Origin of the sequence: Synechococcus sp. R3-13 (assembly GCF_047462195.1) — a bacterium.
Classification (GTDB): Bacteria; Cyanobacteriota; Cyanobacteriia; order Thermostichales; family Thermostichaceae; genus Thermostichus.
In genome coordinates, this window is the sequence record NZ_JANSIO010000302.1 from 1 (window position 1) to 2,908 (window position 2,908).

The window sequence follows — 2,908 nt, forward strand, 5'->3', positions numbered from 1 at the left end:
GGGTAATCTGGCAGCCCCGATCGGGGTAGGGAGCTTCAGAAACCGCTAGGGCTGTGGTGGCAAAGGCAAGGCGCGTGGATGACCAGCGGGATCCCTTAGCGCTCCGCGCCGCTGACGCGACCGGGTCGGGCAGCTCGCTTTCCAAGAGCAACCCCAGGGATCCATAGCCATAGCCCAAATTGCGGTGGGGCAGGGAAGCCACCAACTTGCGCCAGGCGCGATTTGCACTCAAGGGGGGATCCGCGAGGGCCGCCTCCAGAGCCGCCAAAGAAGAGGCCAGGTAGGAATAGCCTTTGCGATCGGCATGATACACCTGTGCCGGCAGCGGGATCCCTGGCAGCGTTAGCGCTCCGCGCCGCTGACGCGACTGGGGGAGAGCCTCTGCCGCCTGCAATGACGCGGATCCTCCCTTCCCGCTGACTTCCAGCCACTCCCCTGCCAACACGGGGATCTCCGGTCGATGGGTGGAGCGGTGAGGACTCCGTCCCGCTGTCGCGACCGGCGGGGGTTCTGACGGCAAGGACTCCGTCTCCCCCGCAGGAGTGGTCGGTTGGGCCCAGGCAGTGGCGGTGCCGCGCTTCGTCGCCAGAGAGACCACCTGCCAGCCTTGGGCGCGCGCCCGCTCATCCAAGTCGAAATAAGGACTCCGTCCCGCTGTCGCGACCGACTCATCCGGCAGCTTACCGACCCACAGCCAGGCTGGATCCCCGTCGCCGGGCAATAGGGCAAAGGCAAACTCCCCCCCTTCCGGCAACAGGTGCTGCCAGTCCAGCGCCACCTGAGATTGCAAGCGCTGCCGCCACTGGCCGGGATCCACCCGCAATCCCAGGGGATTTAGGGGCTGGATCTGCCCCAGGCTCTGCCAAACTGAGGCCAGATTCTCTCCGGAAACCAGCGCCAAGGTCTCATCCGGCAGATGTTGAAGGATCTGCGGGCGAAAGGCTTCTGCTGTCGGCAACGAGAACCCGGCAGGCGCATGCCAGAGGGCAGCACTTTCGGCCACCAAGCCCTGGAAGTTCACCCCCAACCCCAGCCCTACCGCCTGCAACGTCAGCCCATCTGAAGAAACCGCCTCTGGATTTTGCCAGAAGGCCCAACCCACATGCGCCTCCCGCAAGGGCTGGATGACCTGCTGAAACAGAGGCTGAGCCACCAGAGACAACTGCGGCAATTGCCAAGCATCGATGGCGGCGCGAATGGCAGCAGGCTGCTCCGCCAGCAACACGTATTGCTCGCCGAAAACGGCTGCCGAGAAACCCTGCAGGCCCGGAATCGGGCTGGACACCACCTGAATGCCCTTGTAAGTGTCCACCTGCACCGGCCTCCCGGCCAAGCTCTGCCGTTCCCACAATAGGTTCAGCTCAAACTGAGAGAGCGCCGCATCCCGCGTTTCCAGGGCAACCAAAGTGCCCCACTCTGGCAAGCTGGCCAAGAGGGTGCTCTTCCCCAGCCAGGGCCGCACCTCCCGCTCAAAATCAAGGGATCCCCCGGCCAGCATGGATCCCAGCCAGCCTGGGCCTTCAGGGGAGAAAAACTTTTGCCACTGCTGACGGGCAGCGCGTCGCTGGGGGGCAGGAGTTGCCGCTTGCCAAAACGCTTGCACCTCGTCCAGGGGAACGGCCAACACCAGCAGCGCTTGCGCAGAGCTGGGGGCAAAGCCCACAATGGGTGGCAGCTCCGGGTGGGCCAGCAACAAAGCCACCGGACTGCGGGTGAGCAGCCATACGACAACCCACACCACCATGGCGGCCAGAAGACCCAACCCGATTAGGATCCCGCGCAAGAGTTGCCGTCGTCCCATATCTCAATCTCTGCACCGAGGGAGACATGGCGCGGACACCCAGGCCCTACTGCTCTGCACTGCTGGCATGAACAGGCCTAGTGAAGAAGCGCTGCCCTCAGTCCTGCATGATAAAACCTTACCATGGAACAGAGGCTAACCCTGGTGTGCCAGCTGGAGCCCACTGCTGAGCAGGCGGTCAAGCTTAGAGGCACCCTACAAGCCTTTGTGATCCGCACTACCATTCCAAATGCGCCCCTGTGTGCGTCCAACGCGCAGATAACCCTGCCCTGACCAGCCCGGCGGCCATCTAAGCCCATCGGAAAACCAAACCCATGTCAGAGTTTCAACTGGTTTCTCCCTATCAACCCACCGGAGATCAACCTAAGGCAATTGCCGGTTTGGTGAAGTCAATTTCAGAAGGCCATCGTTTTCAAACCTTGCTGGGAGCAACCGGAACCGGCAAAACATTTACCATCGCCCATACCATTCAGCAGGTGGGCAGGCCCACCTTAGTGATGGCCCACAATAAGACGCTGGCGGCACAACTGTGCAATGAGCTGCGGGAGCTTTTTCCTCACAATGCCGTTGAATACTTCATCAGCTATTACGACTATTACCAACCGGAAGCCTATGTTCCCAGCACCGATACTTACATCGCCAAATCTTCCTCTATCAACGATGAAATCGATATGCTGCGGCACTCGGCTACCCGCTCTTTGTTTGAACGGCGAGATGTGATTGTGGTGGCCTCGGTGAGCTGCATCTATGGTCTGGGCATGCCAGAGGAGTACCTGAAGGCTTCCATCCCCTTCAAAGTCGGCCAGGAGATTAACCAACGGGATGTCCTGCGGGATCTGGCCAGCATCCAGTACGAGCGCAATGACCTGGAGCTGGTGCGGGGGCGATTTCGCCTCAAAGGGGATGTGCTGGAAATTGTGCCGGCCTATGAGGATCGGGTCATTCGCATCGAATTTTTTGGGGATGAGATCGAGGCCATTCGCTTAATTGATCCGGTTACAGGCGAGATTTTGAACAGCCTCAGCGCCCTCAGAGTTTATCCTGCTCGGCACTTTGTAACGCCGGAAGCACAATTGGAGCGGGCGATCCTCAATATCGAGCAAGAAC

At 60.6% G+C, this 2,908-nt stretch carries 2 protein-coding genes; one reads left to right on the forward strand and one right to left on the reverse strand.

The window, feature by feature from the left end; all coding sequences use genetic code 11:
* Positions 1 to 1,801 (reverse strand): DUF3352 domain-containing protein (locus tag NW856_RS09450; RefSeq protein ID WP_414399960.1); only part of this gene is annotated, 1,801 nt, incomplete at its 3' end.
* A 314-nt stretch (positions 1,802 to 2,115) separates the two neighbouring features.
* On the opposite strand from NW856_RS09450, the gene NW856_RS09455 reads away from it, so the two are divergent.
* Positions 2,116 to 2,908: DEAD/DEAH box helicase family protein (locus tag NW856_RS09455; protein WP_414399961.1), on the forward strand; the 793-nt coding region annotated here is incomplete at its 3' end.